This is a genomic window from Actinomadura formosensis NBRC 14204, from assembly GCF_001552155.1.
Classification (GTDB): Bacteria; Actinomycetota; Actinomycetes; order Streptosporangiales; family Streptosporangiaceae; genus Spirillospora; species Spirillospora formosensis.
The window spans coordinates 1-16,041 of sequence record NZ_BCQQ01000147.1 but is presented as its reverse complement, the minus strand read 5'-3'; the positions used below and the strand labels follow the sequence as shown (position 1 = coordinate 16,041).

General features: G+C 72.6%; 13 protein-coding genes. 8 read left to right on the top strand and 5 right to left on the bottom strand.

Translation table 11 applies throughout. From position 1 onward, the window contains the following. Window positions 1-2,846: ATP-binding protein (locus tag AF1_RS28145; protein WP_067805909.1), on the top strand; the 2,846-nt coding region annotated here is incomplete at its 5' end. A 28-nt stretch (window positions 2,847-2,874) separates the two neighbouring features. Here AF1_RS28145 and AF1_RS28140 read toward each other — a convergent pair. Further along, entirely contained in the window at window positions 2,875-3,684 is an 810-nt protein-coding gene (locus AF1_RS28140) for an ABC transporter permease (protein ID WP_067805901.1), read from the bottom strand. Next, entirely contained in the window at window positions 3,681-4,691 is a 1,011-nt protein-coding gene (locus AF1_RS28135; protein ID WP_067805899.1) for an ATP-binding cassette domain-containing protein, read from the bottom strand. The genes AF1_RS28140 and AF1_RS28135 overlap by 4 nt, the downstream gene beginning before the upstream one ends. Window positions 4,692-4,948: 257 nt before the next feature. Between AF1_RS28135 and AF1_RS28130 the strand changes: the two genes are divergently transcribed. Then, window positions 4,949-5,509, top strand: coding sequence for a PH domain-containing protein (locus AF1_RS28130; RefSeq protein ID WP_067805896.1), 561 nt, complete (start codon window positions 4,949-4,951; stop codon window positions 5,507-5,509). Then, entirely contained in the window at window positions 5,506-6,945 is a 1,440-nt protein-coding gene (locus AF1_RS28125; protein ID WP_067805893.1) for a PH domain-containing protein, read from the top strand. The genes AF1_RS28130 and AF1_RS28125 overlap by 4 nt, the downstream gene beginning before the upstream one ends. On the opposite strand, the gene sepH is transcribed toward AF1_RS28125, so the two are convergent. Next, complete coding sequence (gene sepH / locus AF1_RS36695; RefSeq protein WP_067805889.1) at window positions 6,917-8,980, bottom strand: septation protein SepH; 2,064 nt, start codon at window positions 8,978-8,980, stop codon at window positions 6,917-6,919. The two genes, AF1_RS28125 and sepH, sit on opposite strands and share 29 nt — an antisense overlap. A gap of 419 nt (window positions 8,981-9,399) precedes the next feature. Between sepH and AF1_RS28115 the strand changes: the two genes are divergently transcribed. Then, on the top strand, window positions 9,400-10,329 hold the full coding sequence (locus AF1_RS28115; protein WP_067805883.1) for a hypothetical protein: 930 nt from the start codon (window positions 9,400-9,402) through the stop codon (window positions 10,327-10,329). On the opposite strand, the gene AF1_RS28110 is transcribed toward AF1_RS28115, so the two are convergent. Further along, on the bottom strand, window positions 10,326-11,636 hold the full coding sequence (locus AF1_RS28110; protein WP_067805880.1) for a D-arabinono-1,4-lactone oxidase: 1,311 nt from the start codon (window positions 11,634-11,636) through the stop codon (window positions 10,326-10,328). The genes AF1_RS28115 and AF1_RS28110 overlap by 4 nt on opposite strands. A 137-nt stretch (window positions 11,637-11,773) precedes the next feature. On the opposite strand from AF1_RS28110, the gene AF1_RS36895 reads away from it, so the two are divergent. From AF1_RS36895 to AF1_RS28095, 3 genes are read left to right on the top strand one after another with little or no spacing between them, the layout of a single operon-like run. Next, window positions 11,774-13,030, top strand: a complete 1,257-nt coding sequence (locus AF1_RS36895) for a lytic transglycosylase domain-containing protein (RefSeq protein ID WP_275938312.1) — start codon at window positions 11,774-11,776, stop codon at window positions 13,028-13,030. Between the two features lie 56 nt (window positions 13,031-13,086). Continuing rightward, window positions 13,087-13,995, top strand: coding sequence for a ferrochelatase (locus AF1_RS28100; RefSeq protein WP_067805876.1), 909 nt, complete (start codon window positions 13,087-13,089; stop codon window positions 13,993-13,995). Continuing rightward, window positions 13,992-14,801 (top strand): inositol monophosphatase family protein, encoded by an 810-nt coding sequence (locus tag AF1_RS28095; protein ID WP_067805871.1) that lies wholly within the window; start codon window positions 13,992-13,994, stop codon window positions 14,799-14,801. Before AF1_RS28100 ends, AF1_RS28095 begins: the two co-directional genes overlap by 4 nt. Window positions 14,802-14,862: 61 nt before the next feature. Here AF1_RS28095 and AF1_RS35395 read toward each other — a convergent pair whose 3' ends face one another. Continuing rightward, window positions 14,863-15,039, bottom strand: a complete 177-nt coding sequence (locus AF1_RS35395; protein WP_165488477.1) for a hypothetical protein — start codon at window positions 15,037-15,039, stop codon at window positions 14,863-14,865. 213 nt (window positions 15,040-15,252) lie between these two features. Between AF1_RS35395 and AF1_RS28090 the strand changes: the two genes are divergently transcribed. Further along, entirely contained in the window at window positions 15,253-15,906 is a 654-nt protein-coding gene (locus tag AF1_RS28090; protein WP_067805866.1) for a response regulator transcription factor, read from the top strand. Window positions 15,907-16,041: the final 135 nt, after the last annotated feature.

Sequence of the window (16,041 nt, the reverse complement as noted above, 5' to 3'; positions counted from 1 at the left end):
CCGGCCTCGGTGCGGCGCTCGCGCTGTGGCGCGGCCCGGCGCTCGCGGACGCCGCGGGCCTGCGGTTCGCGCAGGCGCCCACCGCCCGCCTGGACTCCCTGCGCCGCACCGCGCTTGAGGAACGGCTGGACGCCGACCTGGCGCTCGGCCGCCACGCGGAACTGATCCCCGAACTGCAGGCCCTCGCCGCCGGCGACCCGCTGCGCGAGCCCGTCATCGCCCTGCTGATGCGCGCCCTCTACGCCTCCGGACACCAGGCGGAGGCACTGGCCCGGTACGCGCAGGCCAAGCGCGCCCTGGGGGAGGGGCTCGGCGTCGACCCGTCCCCCGAGCTGGAGGCCGTCTACCTGTCGGTTCTGCGGCAGGACGCGTCCCTGCTGCCGGACGTCCCAACGCCGCCCGAGCCGCCCAGGGGGAACCTGCCGGCACGGCTGACCAGCTTCATCGGCCGCGACACCGACCTCAAGCGGGTGGACGACCTGCTGGCGCGGGCACGGCTCGTCACGCTGACCGGACCGGGCGGGTCGGGCAAGAGCCGGCTGGCGCTGGAGACCGCCGACCGGATGCCGGGCGACGCCCGGCTCGTCGAACTGGCGCCCGTCACCGACCCGGCCGAGGTCCCGGCCGCCGTCATCACCGCGCTCGGGCTCCGCGAGATGACCCTGATCGGCGGCCCCGGACCGGCGCCGAACCCGTCCGACCGGCTCGTCTCGGCACTGGCGGGCCGGCGGCTCGTGCTGGTCCTCGACAACTGCGAGCACCTGCTGGACGCGGCGGCGCGGCTCGCGGGGAGGGTGCTGGAGAAATGCCCCGGCGTCCGGATCCTCGCGACGAGCCGCGAACCGCTCGGCATCACCGGGGAGACGCTCTGGCCGGTCGAGCCGCTGGAACCGCCGCCGGCCACCGCCGGACCGCGGGAGGCGCTGACCTACCCGGCCGTCCGGCTGTTCGCCGACCGCGCCGCGGCCGTCTCGCCGGGCTTCGCGGTCACCGCGGCCAACGTCGCCCCGGTCGTCCGGACATGCCGGGCCCTGGACGGGATGCCGCTGGCGATCGAGCTGGCCGCCGCCCGGCTCCGCGCGATGACGCCCGCGCAGATCGCGGGCCGGCTGGACGACCGGTTCCGGCTGCTCACCGCGGGCAGCCGCACCGCCCTGCCACGGCACCGGACCCTCCGCGCCGCCGTCGAATGGAGCTGGGACCTGCTGGAGGAACCCGAACGGATCCTCTGGCGCCGCCTCGCCGTCTTTCCCGGCGGCGCGACCGCGGACGCCGCCGACGCGGTCTGCGCCGGCCCCGGCCCGGACCGGGCCGCGACCCTCGACCTCCTCGCCGCGCTCGCCGACAAGTCGCTGGTGACCGTCACGGGCCCCGAACCCCGCTACCGGATGCTGGAGACGATCCGCGCCTACGGCCTGGAACGCCTCGCCGAGTCCGGCGACGAGGCCGCGACCAGGCGGGCGCACGCCGAGTACTTCGTGCGGCTCGCCGAGGAGGCCGAGCCGCACCTGAACCGCGCGGACCAGCTGCCGTGGCTGCGCCTCCTGTCCACCGAAGTCGACAACACCTCCGCCGCCCTCCGCTGGACGATCTCCGCCGCGGACGCCCCGCTCGCCATGCGGCTCTGCGCGGCGCTCGGCTGGTACTGGTTCCTGCACGGCCGGCTCGGTGACGGTGTGGAAAACCTGGAGGAGATCCTCGCCCTCCCCGGCGTCCCCGATGACCAGACCACCGCCCGTGTCCTCGCGCTCAGCGCCCTGACGCTGCTGGACAACCAGCCCGACGGCGACCGCATCTCCGCCTGGCTCACGCGCGCCCAGGACATCTGCGCCGGGCTCGACCGCGCGTCCCTGCACCCGGTATTGCGGCTCGTCCTCGAAACCACCTGGATGTACACGGTCGGCTGGGACCCGTCGTCCGCCCCTGGCATCGAGACCTTGCTGGACGACCCCGACCCATGGGTGCGCGGCCTGGCGTACTTCATCCGGGGCCAGATCTCCCAGAACTTCGGGCGGATCGACCGGATCGAGGACGATTTCGACCGGGCTCTGGCCGCCTTCCGCGAGTCCGGCGACCGCTGGGGCCTGGCGTTCACCCTGACCTCACAGGCGGAGATCCTCGGCCGCCACGGCGACCACCATGGCGCCGTCGCCCTCTACGAGGAGGCGCTGCGGCTGAACGCCGAGCTGGGCGGCGGTACCGCAGGGCTCCTGCACGTCCACATGAGACTGGCGAACGAACTGGACCTCATCGGCGAACGGGAGCGGGCCGAGACGCTCCTCCACACCGCCATGCGCGACTCCGTCTCGCTCGGGCCGGAGAAGACGGCCGCCTTGCACTACCAGCTCGGCGAGTTCGCCCGCCGCTCCGGCGACATGGCCGAAGCCCTGCGCCGCCTGGCACGCGCCGAGGAGCTCACCGAGGACCTGCCAGGCCCCCCGCAGTTCCGCGCCATGGTCCTGTGCACGCGCGCCCAGCTCGACATGGCGATGGGCGCCATGGACTCCGCCGCCGCCCGCCTGGACGAGGCGTTGCGCGGCGCCGTCCAAGCCCAGGACTACCCGGTTCTCTCCCATGTTCTGGCCGGCCACGCCGAACGCGCCCGCCTTCTCGCAGACCCCCGCCGTGCCGCCGAACTCCTCGGCACCGCCGACGCCCTGCGCGGCACCCGCGACCTCTCCCAGCCGGACGTCCTCGCCATAGAGGCCGCGACCCGCGCCGACCTGGGCGAAGAAGCCTTCACCGCCGCCTACGACACCGGCCGGACCCGCACCTTCCGCGACATCCTGACCGCCTTCGCCCTGCCCGACCCCAGCGAACTCCCGCAGGCCGGCCCGGCCACCTGACCGGTGGCCGGACCGTCCGCCCCCGAGATCACGCGCGCTGTTTGAAGGCCCTCAGGGAAAGGGGGGCGAAGACCAGGGAGATGCCCATGCCCCAGGCGAGGGAGATCCAGGCGTGCTCCAGGACGGGGCCGCCCACCAGCAGGCCTCGCAGCGCCTCGACCAGGTGGGTCACCGGGCTGTTGTCCATGATGTACGCCACCGGGCCGGGGATGCCGTGGGTCGACTTGATGAACGCGGTGCTGAGGAAGCTCAACGGGAAGATCACCACGAACCCGAAGATCTGCACCTTCTCCGGTTCGTTGACCTTCATCGCGATGTAGACCGACGTCCAGGAGAACAGGATCGCGAAGGCCAGCAGGAGGGCGAACGCGGTGAGGAGCGCCAGGACGTTCGTCTCCACCCGGAAGCCGATGGCGATGCCGACCAGCAGCAGGACCGTCATCGACCACGCCTGTTTGACGGTGTCGGCGATGATCCGTCCGGCGAGCGGGGCGCTGCGCGCGATCGGCAGGCTCCGGAACCGGTCGAACACGCCCTTGGTGATGTCGGTGTTCAGCCCGAAACCGGTGCTCATCCCGGCGAAGAGGGCGTTCTGCGCGATGATGCCGGGGATCACGATCGGCAGGTACGCCTCGACGCTGCCCTCCATCGCCGGGCCGAACACGTAGGCGAACAGCAGCACGAACATGATGGGCTGGATGGACAGGTCCAGCAGCTCCATCGGGTTGTGCTTGATCTGGACGAGGTTGCGCCAGGCCAGCGTGACCGTGTTGCGCAGGGCCGTGGCCGGGGCGACCCGCTTGGACAGGTCCTGTGGCGCGAATGCCGCGGTGGTCATGCGGACGCCCCTTCCTTGTCGGTGGACTGAGCCTTGTCAGTGGACCGGGCCGGTTCGCCGGCCTCGGCGTCGATGTCGTCGGTGTGGTGACCGGTGAGGGCGAAGAACACCTCGTCCAGGCTGGACTTGCGCAGCGACAGCTCCCCGACGGCGACCCCGGCGTCATCGAGGCGGCGGACCACGGCGGGCATCAGCTCCGGGTCGCCGATCGGCGCGCTGATCAGGCCGTCGCGGACCTCGGGGACGGCCTCGGCCAGCTCGCCGACGATCCGCGCCGCGGTGTCGCCGTCGCTCTCCTTGACCGGGCGTACCTCCAGCACCTGCCCGCCGACCTGCGCCTTCAGCATGTCGGACGTGCCGTGCGCGATGACCCGGCCGTGGTCGATGACGATGATGTCGTCGGCCAGCTGGTCGGCCTCCTCCAGATACTGCGTGGTCAGCAGGACGGTGACGCCGTCGTCGGTCAGGCCGCGGACGATGTCCCACAGGCCGCCCCGGCTGCGCGGGTCGAGGCCGGTGGTCGGCTCGTCCAGGAACAGGATCTGCGGGCGGCCGACCAGGCTCGCCGCCAGGTCGAGGCGGCGGCGCATCCCGCCCGAGTACGTCTTGGCGGCGCGTTCGGCGGCCTCGGTGAGCTGGAACCGCTCCAGCAGCTCGGCGGCGCGCGTTCTGGCCGCCTTCCGGGAAAGGCCGAGCAGCCGTCCGATCAGGATGAGGTTCTCGGTGCCGGTCAGCATCTCGTCCACCCCGGCGTACTGGCCGGTCAGGCCGATGAGCTGGCGCACCTTGTGCGCCTCCTTGACCACGTCGAACCCGCCGACCTCGGCGGTGCCGCCGGTCGGCTCGATCAGCGTGGCGAGGATGCGGGTCATGGTCGTCTTGCCGGCGCCGTTCGGCCCCAGCACCCCGAGGACCGTTCCGGGTTGGGCGGTGAGCGAGACGCCGGCCAGCGCCTGGGTCTCACCGAACCGTTTCTCCAAGCTCTCGGCCTGGATCGCGTATGTCATGTGATCTCCTGGGACTCGTCTGCCGGACGTCTGTGCCCCGTCGGACGGGGAAGCAGACAAAATATGTGTTGTCCGGGGCGGTGCGCATTCGGTTTTCCCGCCGCTCCGCTCAGGCTCCGCGGGCTGCGTGATATGCGCTCTCAACCTCGCACGCGCCTCTGACAAAACGCTGACGGCGCGGGGGCGGGCCACTGAGTCCGGCGGCTCGTCCAGGCCGGAACGGCGGGAGAGGGTCTCCGGCGTTCTAAACTCGCGGTGTGACGACGGTGCGGCGCGGTCGCCAGAAGGACGGCGGGGGGCCGCACCCGCCGCGGCTCCGGCCGCCCGCACACCGGCTTTCACGCCGCGCCATCGCGCATTGGGCGATCGAATACCTGCTGCTCTGGGGGCTCGCGTTCGGCCTCGCCCTGGGTGTGGCGGCCTGGGCCGGCGATGCGCACTGGGACGCCCTGCCCGGCTGGCTGTCCGGGCGTGTCGGCTGGCTGCCCTACATCATCGGCGCCGCCGGACTGCTCATGGTCACCGTCGCGCCCGTCTGGCGCTACCGCGTCCACCGCTGGGAGGTCAGCGCCGACGTCGTCTACACCCGGACGGGCTGGTTCAGCCGCGAATGGCTGCTGGTGCCCGTAGGCCGCATCCAAACCGTCGACGCCAAACAGGGCTGGATCGAGCGGATGCTGGGGCTCGCCACCATCGAGGTCAACACGGCGTCCCATACGGGCTCCTCGGAGGTGTCCGGCCTTCCCGTAGGCGTGGCGACCCGCCTGGCCGAGGACCTCGCGCACCGCGCGCACGACCTCCGCGACGACGCGACGTGAACGTGCGGCTGCATCCGCTCACGTTCGTCGTCGGCGCCGTCCGCGAACTCATCGCCCTCCTCGCCGCCGGTGCCACGGGTCTGCTGGTCGGCGGCATGTCCACGGCGTTCTACTTCACCATCGTCGGCCTGACGCTGGGGTTGTTCTTCCACGTCGCCAGCTGGTTGACGTTCACCTACGTCCTGCATGACGACCGCATAGAGCTCCGGCGCGCGCTCATAGGACGGTCGGTCAAAAGCATTCCGCGCGACCGGATCCGTGGCGTGGACATCAGCGCGTCCCTCCCGCACAGGCTGCTCGGTCTCGCGATCGTCCACATCGACGCCGGAGCGGACGGTGGTGAAGGGGAACTGAACGCCGTCTCCCGGCACGAGGCCGAACGGCTCCGCCGCGCCCTGCTGGCCCGGGACGCGGGGACCCCGCCCCGCCGTGTCCTCGCCCGGATGCGGCCCCGCTGGTACGTCTACGCCCCGCTCAGCGGCGCCTACCTGCTGACCCCGTTCGCGGTGGCGGGCAGCCTCCTCGGCACCGTCTACAACCTGGGGGACGACCTCGGCCTGATCACGCGGGAACGCGTGGCGAACCTCGGCCACGACGTGGTCGGCCTCCCCTCCGCCCTCGTCCTCGCGCTGGTCCTCCTGGTCCTGATCGCCATGCCGGTCATGTCGGTCATCGCGTTCACGCTGTTCAACTGGGACTTCACCGTCCACGAGCGGGACGGCTCCGTCGTCGCCGAACGCGGCCTGGTCACCCGGCGCAGCGTCTCGCTCGAACGCCGCCGGCTGCGCGGCGTCGAACTCACCGACAACCCGTTCGAGCGCATGGCCGGCGTGACCCGCCTCGGTGCCCTCATCACCGGGCTCGGGGACGCCGCCCACCGGGGCCGCCTCCTGCCCGCGGCGCCGCGCACGGTCGCCGAATCCCTCGCCACCCGCATCGTCGGCGCCGTTCCCGGCCCCCTGGTCGCCCACCCGCCCGCCGCCCGCAGCCGCCGCGTGGCCCGTGCCGCCGCGCCCCCGGTGGGCATCGCCGTCCTGGCCGTCCTGGCAGGTCAGCCGTGGGTCGCCTACGTATGCGCCGTCCTGGCCGTCCTCGCCGTCCCGCTGGGCCTGGACCGGTACCGCCAGCTCGGCCACGGCACCGACAGCGGACGCCTCAGCGTCCGCTCAGGCTCCCTGCGCCGCCGCCAGGTCGTCATCGAGCACGGCGCCATCGTCGGCTGGCGCATCCGCCGGACCCTCTTCCAGCGCCGCCTCGGCCTCGCCACCCTCTTCGCCGCCGTCGGCGCGGGCGAGGGCGGCTACTCCTCGGCCGACATGGCCGAGGAGGACGCGGTCGCCCTGGCCGCCGCCATCACCCCCGCCTGGCTGGCCCCGTTCCTGGAGGCTCCGCCCGCCGACGCGCCGCCTAGTCGGGACGGCGCGCGCCGAACATGATCTCGTCCCAGGACGGGACGGAGGCACGCTTGCCCTTGGGCTTGCGGCGCCGGGCCGGCCGCTGGGCCGCCGCGGACTCGCCGTTCGCGGCGGCCGCGGGCGATCCGGTGACCGGTTTGTCCTGCGCGGCGGGCATGGTGGGACGGCTCGCCGGCTTCTTCTTGGCCGGCGGCCGCGCCGCCTGCCGCTGCGCCGCCGGCCTCTTGGCCGGCGAAGGCTTCTCCGCGCCCGGCGCCTCCGCCGTGCGCGGCTGAGCCGCGGCACCCCGCGACCGCCCGGCCGCCGCGCCGCCGTCGCCCGCACGTGTGATGGCCTGGCGCTGAGCCGCGTCGCCGGATTCGTCCTCATCCCGCGGAGGGACGGACCGCGCCGTCTCACCCCCGCCGGACTGCGGCTCGGCCGTCTCGGGCTCGCCCGCCTGTGCGTTTTCGCGGTCTTCGCCGAGTTCGCGTTCGTCGTGTGCCGGGGACGTGTCGCCGGCCTGCGCCGTTTCGTGCTCGTCCTGCGGCCGGGCGTCGCCGGGCGCCTGCGAGACGTCGTGCGGCTCGCCCGCCCGTGCTTCCTCGTCCGCATCGATCTGCGCGGTTTCGGGCTCATCCCGCGGCTGCGCGGCACCCGGCGTTTGGGGAGCGTCGTGCGGCTCGGCCGCCGCGGATTCGCCCGCCTGTGCGTTTTCGCGGTCTTCGCCGAGTTCGCGCTCGTCCGTGTGCGCCGCCTCGCCGGCTTCGTCCTTGTCGCGCTCGGCCTGGGGCCGGTCGCCGGGCGCCTGCGAGGTGCCGTGCAGCGCAGCCGTCCCGGGCTCGTCCGCCCGGGTGCTTTGGCGATCTTCGTCGGACTCGCGCTCGTCCTGGGCCCGGACGGCGTCCGTCGTCTGCGCGGAGTCGTGCGGTGTGGCCGTTCCGGACTCGGCGGCTTGTACGCCTTCGCGTGCTTCGTCGGATTCGTCCTCGTCGCGCGGGTGGACGTCGCCGCGCGTCTGCGACGCGTCACCGGCCGTCCCGGGCTCGCCCGCCTGTGCGTTTTCGCGGTCTTCGCCGAGTTCGTGCTCGTCGTGTGCCGGGGACGTGTCGCCGGCCTGCGCCGTTTCGTGCTCGTCCTGCGGCCGGGCGTCGCCGGGCGCCTGCGAGACGTCGTGCAATGCGGTCGCCCCGGGTCCACCCGCCTGTGCGCCTTCGCGCGCTTCGCCGATCTCCTGCTCGCGGGCTTCTTCGGGGGACCAGGGACGGGCGGCCTCGCGCAGCGGAGGGGGCTCGGAGGTCTCGCGGAAGGGGGAGCGGGGGTCGGTCATCCGGCCGCGCTCGATGAGGTACTCGCGGGGCTCGGCGGCGCGGAGGGGCTCGGGGGCGCCGGGGTCGGCGGGCAGGCCGCGGGCCGCCGGGGCGCGGTCGCCGGCGACGACCTTCATGGCGGGACGCCGCGGGACGAGCGGAGTGACGGTGTCGGAGAGCACGTCGTCGTCCCATTCGACCGAGGTCAGCCGGGCGGCGACCTCGTCCAGCGGGGAGACGTGCCGGCGGCGCGGGTCGAAGGTCCACTCGGCGGCGTACGGGCGGCCGCCCTCGAAGAAGGAGAGGCGGACGCGCCAGGTGCTGTCCTCGCACTTCCAGGAGTCCCACTCGGCCTCTTCGAGGTCGACGCCGCCGCGGCCGAGGCGTTCCTCCACGGTCTCGCCGAGCGGCGGGCCGGGGGTGGACTCGCCGGGGCGGCGGACGGCGACGCGCTGCGCCTGCTGGGCCATGTACTCGCGTTCCTGCAGGACCGGACCCTCGAACCAGCGAACGCGTTCGACCGGGATGCCCGCCGACTCGGCGATCTCCTCGGCGGTCTCACCGGATCGGATGCGGGCCTGGATCTCCTTGGGACGCAAGGGACTCTCCACTTCGATCTCGAACTGGCCGAGGCGGGAGAAATGCCCACGGACTGCGGCGCGCAGCCGGTCGTCGACGGGCAGGGTGAACCGGGTGCCCCGGCCCGCGGTGGCAAGGACGAGGTACGTTCCGTCCTCGCTGACCGCGACGAGGCGCAGCTCCTGCATGCGTGTCCTTCCTGCCCTGTCCTGATGGCACGGAGGACACCGGAGCGTGCGACCGTGCTCTCACGGTCGGCCGCCCGATGCCCACCGAGGGCGCATGCGTGCCCTTCCCCCGGGTTCCCGAGTCTCTCTTTCGGACACACCTGCTGCCAGCACCGTACCCGGCATGTCCGAACATCGCCGCTCTCGAAGCCCCCTTCACGAGGTGGAAGAGGACACCTGACCAAGATTGCCGGGGACGTGACCGGCCGAGGGCCGGCATGACGGATCCTTGTGCATTCTTTTCCACACTGTGCCCGACGTGGCGGTGCGGTTCCAGTCGCCGGACGTTGCGAGTGTCACGTACTGGGCAGGAACACGCAGATCTTCCGGTTAGTTTCCGTTCGGGGGATTTGTGGTTATGGACAGGGGTGAGTGGAGGAATGCCGCGCAAGCTGCCGGATCTCAGCACCACGCAGCTGATCGCGAGTGCGGGAGCGACGGCGGCCGCCGCCTTCGGGGCGTCCTACCTGGGCGTGTACGGGACGATCATCGGCGCGGCCCTGATGAGCGTGATCTCGACGGCCGGGGCGGTGGTGGGCAAGCACTACCTCGACCAGGGGCGGGACCAGCTCAGGGAGCTGACCCACGTGCAGGCGGCGATGCGGCGGCGGGCGGTGGCCGAGGGCGCGGCGGACGAGGCGACGAGCGCCGATCCGACCAGGACCGCGGTGTGGTCCGGGGATCCGGGCGCGACGCGGTTCGACCCGCCGTTCGGCGGTGACCCGAACGCCACCCGGCTCGACCCGGTCGATGATCCGAACGTCACCCGCCTGGACCCGAGGGACGCGGTCGCCGGATCGCTCGCCGCGGCGGCCGGCGAGGACGCGGTGCGCGAGGTCGTCCGCCGGACGGCGTGGCAGAGCACGGTCCGCTGGGCCAAGGCGCACTGGGTGAAGCTGGTGGTCTCGTCGGCGGCGGTGTTCGCCGTCGTCATCGGCGGGATCACCGCCTACGAGGCGGCGACCGGCGGGCCCATCGGCCAGGGCGGCAACAGCGGGCTGACCGTCACGAGGGTGTGGAACGGCGGGGGTGGCGGGCAGCCGGGCAACCCGCCGCCGCAGAGCCCGTCCGGCCGCCCGACCGAGCCCCGGAGCACCGCCCCGAGCCGGGAGCCGACGAGTGAGACGCCTTCGACGCAGGCGCCCACTCCGGCGCCTGCGCCGACGACCCGGCCGACCGAGCGGCCCACGCAGGAGCCGACGACCCCGGTGCCGACCACTCCGCGGACGCCGGCGCCGACCGGGGGCGGCCAGAACGGCGGGCAGGGCGGCGGGCAGGGCGGCGGCGTCCCGCAGACGCCCGCCGGTTAGTCGCCGAAGACCTGCCTCGTGTACGGGTTCGCGAACCGGCGCTCAGGGTCCAGCTCGTCCCGCAGGGCGCGGAAGTCCGCGAACCGGGGGTAGACCTTCTCCAGATACGACGCGTCGCGTGTGTGGAGCTTGCCCCAGTGCGGACGGCCGTCGAACCCGGTCAGAAGTTCTTCGACGCCGCGGAAGTACTCCTCATGCGGGTCACGGTGGTAGACGTGCACGGCGATGAAAGCGCTCCGCCGCTCGTGGGCCATCGAGAGCCAGGCGTCCTCCGGGGGCAGCACCCGGACCTCGATGGGGAAGCTGATCCGCCAATTCCGCTTCGTGAACAGGGAGCGAAGCTCACGCAGCGCCGGGACGAGTTCCTCCCGCGGGATCGCGTACTCCTGCTCCTTGAAGCGGACCATCCGCGGGCTCGTGAAGACCTTGTGGGACGTGTCGCTGTAGGTGCGGGCCCCGAGTGCCTTGGCGGAGATCCCGTTGACGAACGGTGTCGTGGCGGGCGCCAGGTGCGTGACCCTGTTGACGGCTTCGAAGACCGTGTTCGACAGGAAGCGGTCGTCCAGCCAGTACCTGAACTTGGACACCGGCTCGGCGGGGCCCTCGACGCGGTTGTTCCGCTTGGTCAGGCAGCCCTCGGTATGGGGGAACCAGTAGAACTCGAAGTGTTCGTTGGCGGCGTCGAACTCGTCCACGCGCGCGAGGACCTCGTCCCACTTCATCGGTTCCTCCTGTGCCCGGAGGAAGAACGAGGGGACGGTCCGCCAGGTGATGGCGGTGACGATGCCGAGCGCGCCGAGACCCGCGCGGGCGGCGTCGAACAGGTCGGGACGCTCCTCGCGCGAGCAGGTGACGGTCGTGCCGTCGGCCAGGACGAGTTCGAGCGCGGCGACCTGCGAGACGAGGCCGGCGGCGTCGCGTCCGGTGCCGTGCGTGGCGGTCTGCAGGGCGCCGGCGACGGTCTGCTCCTGGATGTCGCCCATGTTGGCCAGCGCGAGACCATGCTCGTCCAGGACACGGTTGAGCCTGTGCAGCGGGAGCCCCGCCTCGACGGTGACGAGCCCGGTCGTGGGATCGACCGAGCGGACCGCGGTGAGCGCCGTGGGGCGTAGCAGGACGCCCTCGGCGACGGCGGCGCCGGTGAAGGAGTGCCCGGTGCCGGTCATGCGGACGGTGAGGCCGTCGGAGGCGGCCGACCGGACCGCCGCGGCCACCTCATCGGGGGTGCGCGGCGTCGCGACGCGCTGGGGTGTGGCCTGCTGGTTTCCCGCCCAGTTCTGCCATTTTGAGTTGGTCTCGGGGGACATGCGGCGACTCTACTCGGCAATCGATCGTGAGGAAAGTTCATGTTTTCGCCCCGGGGAGAGCGCGGAGCCGGCGATAACGTACGATCCCGTAACCACGGCTGGGTAACCGTCCGTAGCGACACTCGTTGGGAAATGTTGTGGCTTCTCCATCAGCATCACGCACCGGCCCCATCGGGGAAGCGTCCGGCGATGGCGAGGCGCCTCCCGCCCGCCCGCCGAGACCCAGGCCGGAGAAGAAGCAGCGCAATCCGCGCAGGGACGGGCGGACGCGGCGGGGTGGACGTGCGCTCCCGTTCGTCATCGGCGGCATCGCCGTCCTCGCCATGGCCAGCACCTCCGGCGGCGTCTACGCGGCGCTGACCACCGAACGGGCGGGGCCCACCGCGTCCGACTCGCCGCGGGACCGGCGGCCCGGCACCGGCGCCGGCGACCCGGTCAACGTCGCCACCGGCGGCCAGGTCGCGCCGCTGCGCCGCATCGTGCCGCCGGACGTGCTCGCGGTCGGCGCCGGCTCGATCTCCGCCGCCAAGATCAAGCGGATCGCGAGGCTGAGCAGGGTCAAGGACGTGACGGCGGTCGCCGGCGGCGCCGTCCAGCTGCAGGGCCGCCAGGTGAACGCGTTCGCCGTGGACCCGTCCTCGTTCCGGTCCTGGACGCCGCCCGGCACGGCCAAGAGGACCGAGCTGTGGGAGGCGCTGGCCGCCGACAGGTTCGTGGTCTCCTCGGCCGCCGCCGGGCAGCTGCAGCTCACCCGGGGCTACCAGTATCCGGTCGTGGCGCGGACGATGCCGAACCTCATGATGGGCGGTTCCGGCCCGCTCGGCCTGCCCGGCATCGACATGCTCGTCAGCGAGAGGTCCGGCGGCGAGATGGGCCTCGTCCCGAATGTGGCGGTCCTGGTCAATGCGCCGGGCGTCAGCCCCGCCAAGGTCGTCAAGGCCGTCCGCAAGGTCCTCGGCCCCCGCACCAACGTGCTCAACCTGCACGAGAGCAGGTACCGGGCCGGTGACGGCCGTTCGAGCGGCTACCTGGACCTCTACAAGCAGGCGGCCACGACCTGCCCGGGCCTGTCCTGGACGGTCCTCGCCGCGATCGGCCAGGTGGAGAGCGACCACGGGCGCAACGCCGGCCGGTCCAGCGCGGGCGCGCTCGGCCCCATGCAGTTCATGCCCGCGACGTGGAAGGCGTACGGGGTGGACGGCGACGGGGACGGCAAGGCCGACATCATGAACCCCTTCGACGCCATCCCGGGCGCGGCCAGGTACCTGTGCGCGAACGGCGCGGGACGCGGCGGCAAGCAGCTCTACAACGCGGTGTGGCACTACAACCACGCCGACTGGTACGTGCAGAAGGTCCTCAACCTGGCCAGGGCGTACGCGGCCCGGTACACCTGAGCAACGGGACGGCGCCCCAGGATCGGGCGCTGCGCGGAGGCTGGTTGGATGGAGGCATGACGTCGTATGACGCGTTGCTTCTGCTGTCCTTCGGGGGACCGGAGGGACCCGAGGACGTGATCCCGTTCCTGGAGAACGTGACCCGGGGCCGCAACATCCCAAAGGAACGCCTGGAGGAGGTTGGGGAGCACTACTTCCTGTTCGGCGGGGTCAGCCCGATCAACCAGTTGTGCCGGGACCTCAAGTCCGCGATCGAAACCGACTTCGCGACCTATGGCGTGGATCTGCCGGTGTACTGGGGCAACCGGAACTGGACTCCCTATCTCGCCGACACCGTCCGGCAGATGAAGGCCGACGGGATCCGCCGCGCGGCCGCGTTCGTCACGTCCGCCTACAGCGGCTTCTCCACGAACGACCAGTACCTGGCCGACATCGCCCGTGCGCGCGAAGAGGTCCCGGGCGCCCCTGAGATCGACAAGCTCCCTGTCTACTGCGACCGGCCCGGCTTCATCGAGCCGTTCGTGGACGCGACCAAGGACGCGCTGGGCCGCCTCCCAGAAGGCGCACGCCTCGTCTTCACCGCGCACAGCGTCCCCCTGTCCCAGCCCGGCCAGGAGAAGTACGTGGCCGAACTGGAGGAGGCCGCGCGCACCGTCGCGCAGAAGGCGGCCCCTGGGGCGCCGTGGGATCTCGTCTACCAGAGCCGGAGCGGGCCACCGAGCCAGCCTTGGCTGGACCCGCAGATCACCGACCATCTGGAGAAGCTCCACGGCGAGGACGTCCGCGCCGTCGCGGTCGTGCCGATCGGGTTCGTCTCCGACCACATGGAGGTCAAGTACGACCTCGACGTGGAGGCCGCCGGGCGGGCCGCCGAACTCGGTCTCGCGTTCGCGCGCGCGGCCACCCCCGGCGCCGACCCCCGTTTCGCGGCGCTGCCCCGCCACCTCCTGGAGGACGCCGGATGAGCCTGGCCGGCGAACTGCTGGAACTGGCCGCCGCGACCGCCCGCGAGGCCGGCCGGATGCTGGTCGACAAGCGTCCCGCGGGCGGCCCGGACGTCGTGCAGACCAAGTCGTCGCCGACCGATGTCGTCACCCAGATGGACCGCGCGGCCGAGCGGCTGATCATCGAGCGGATCCGGGCGGTTCGCCCGGACGACGCGTTCCTCGGCGAGGAGGGCGGCACCCGTGCGGGCGGTAGCGGCGTCCGCTGGGTGATCGACCCGATCGACGGCACCGTCAACTACCTCTACGACCTGCCCGACTGGGCGGTCAGCATCGCCGCCGAAGTGGACGGCGAGGCCGTCGCGGGCGCCGTGGAGATACCGCGCCGCGGCGAGTCGTACACGGCGGTGCGCGGCGGCGGCGCCCTCCTGCACACCGTCTCCGGCGCCCGCGAGCTTCGCGTGAACGCCGGGGTGCCGCTCGGCGCGGCCCTGGTCGCCACGGGGTTCGGCTATGACGCGGCACGGCGCGCCCGGCAGGCGCAGGTGCTCACCGGTGTGCTGCCGAACGTCCGCGACATCCGGCGCGGCGGCTCGTGCTGTGTGGACCTGTGCTCCCTCGCGGCGGGACGGGTCGACGCGTACTACGAGCGCGGCGTCCAGGCGTGGGACATCGCCGCCGGCGCGCTGATCGTCCAGGAGGCGGGCGGACGCGTCGAGGGCCTGCACGGGGCGCCCGCGGGCCCGGAGCTGACCGTGGCCGCCGGACCGGGCACGTTCGAGGCCCTGCACGCCCTTCTCGTCCCGCTCGACCCCGTGCGCGGCTGAGCCCGGGACGGTGGGCCGTCCCGGGCTCAGCCGGCGGTGGTGCTCGTGTATATGCGGCGGGTCAGTCGCAGCGGGGTGGTTCGACGCCGATGTCGTTGTTCGCTGCGATCCGGCGCAGTTCGCTGATCTCCTCCTGACGGATGTCCACCAGGTAGGTGTCTCCTTCTGCGTGGGCGGTGCGCAGCGACGCGTACGCATCGTCGAGCCGCTGCTGGATCATGCGTGACAACTCGCCCATGGGCCTCCTCCCGGATCGTTTCCATGCCCTACCCAGACCTAAGCTGAAAGCAAACCTGTTCGCGGATGCAATTTTCGCGGATTCTTGCGTCTGTGCGGGCGGGGTGCGGTCTACGCCGAGCTGAACACCTGCTTACGGACGTCTTACGGCGCCCGTGGCATATCTGGAAGCCCGTGGGCCGGCCGTGGCCCCGACCGAGAGAGGGAACCCCCTGTGCGTGTTCTAGTCGTCGAGGACGAGCGGGTGCTCGCCGACGCGATCGCCACCGGCCTGCGCCGGGAGACGCTGGCCGTGGACGTGGCCTACGACGGCGCGGGTGCACTGGAGCGGGCCGGCGTCAACGACTACGACGTGATCGTGCTCGACCGCGACCTGCCCAAGGTCCACGGCGACGACGTCTGCAAGCAGCTCGTCGCGCAGCGCTATCCGGCGCGGATCATCATGCTGACCGCGGCGGGCGAGCTGGACGACCGGGTGGAGGGCCTGTCCATCGGCGCGGACGACTATCTCGCCAAGCCGTTCGCGTTCGCCGAGCTGATCGCCCGGGTGCGGGCGCTCGGCCGACGCGCCGCCGCGCCGCTGCCGCCCGTCCTGGAGCGGGCCGGGATCACCCTCGACCCGGCCCGCCGCGAGGTCGCCCGGGACGGCCGCCCGGTCGAGCTGACCCGCAAGGAGTTCGCCGTCCTGGAGGTGCTGCTCAGCGCGGACGGCGCCGTCGTCAGCTCCGAGCACCTGCTGGAGAAGGCGTGGGACGAGCACATCGACCCGTTCACCAACGTCGTGCGGGTCACGATGATGACGCTGCGCAAGAAACTCGGCGACCCACCGGTGATCGAGACCGTGCCCGGCGTGGGGTACCGGCTGTGACCGCACCTCAGCACGGCTCCGCCGAACCCGACACGTCCGTGAACGGGGCCGACGTGCAGGACGCCGACACCGACGCCCGCCCGGCCGCCGCGCGGACGGCCCGGCCGGCGGCGGCCGGCGGGGGCGACGGCGGAC

What these genes read in the sequence shown, in the direction of transcription:
- AF1_RS28140 (WP_067805901.1), bottom strand. Translation starts at nt 3,684, where the DNA reads ATGACCACCGCGGCATTCGCGCCACAGGACCTGTCCAAGCGGGTCGCC.
- AF1_RS28135 (WP_067805899.1), bottom strand. Translation starts at nt 4,691, where the DNA reads ATGACATACGCGATCCAGGCCGAGAGCTTGGAGAAACGGTTCGGTGAG.
- AF1_RS28115 (WP_067805883.1), top strand. Translation starts at nt 9,400, where the DNA reads ATGCCGCGCAAGCTGCCGGATCTCAGCACCACGCAGCTGATCGCGAGT.
- AF1_RS28095 (WP_067805871.1), top strand. Translation starts at nt 13,992, where the DNA reads ATGAGCCTGGCCGGCGAACTGCTGGAACTGGCCGCCGCGACCGCCCGC.
- AF1_RS28100 (WP_067805876.1), top strand. Translation starts at nt 13,087, where the DNA reads ATGACGTCGTATGACGCGTTGCTTCTGCTGTCCTTCGGGGGACCGGAG.
- AF1_RS28110 (WP_067805880.1), bottom strand. Translation starts at nt 11,636, where the DNA reads ATGTCCCCCGAGACCAACTCAAAATGGCAGAACTGGGCGGGAAACCAG.
- AF1_RS35395 (WP_165488477.1), bottom strand. Translation starts at nt 15,039, where the DNA reads ATGGGCGAGTTGTCACGCATGATCCAGCAGCGGCTCGACGATGCGTAC.
- sepH (WP_067805889.1), bottom strand. Translation starts at nt 8,980, where the DNA reads ATGCAGGAGCTGCGCCTCGTCGCGGTCAGCGAGGACGGAACGTACCTC.